Below are 210 nucleotides of genomic sequence, written 5' to 3'. Positions count from 1 at the left end.
AGGTTGAACTGAACTCTCCGAAACTCGAATACGGCGAGATGGAAAAGCTGCAGGAAGTTGTCCGTTCCTTACGCCGCGCAGGCGGTATCGTAAACGACAGCTGCGGAATGCACGTCCATGTGGATGCAAGCAAACACACGCCGCAGAGCCTCAAAAATGTGCTGTCCATCATGTATTCCAAAGAGGACATTTTGTTTGCAGCACTCAAAG

Annotated in this window: 1 protein-coding gene; it reads left to right on the top strand. The window is 50.5% G+C overall.

The features are described 5' to 3' along the window. A partial coding sequence (locus NE623_RS14690; protein ID WP_256273636.1) for an amidoligase family protein occupies nucleotides 1-210 on the top strand: 210 nt, incomplete at both ends.

Source organism: Gemmiger formicilis, assembly GCF_024462815.1.
Lineage (GTDB): Bacteria > Bacillota > Clostridia > Oscillospirales > Ruminococcaceae > Gemmiger.
Note: the sequence above shows the minus strand (reverse complement) of the source record. Positions and strands in the feature narration are given on the sequence as shown.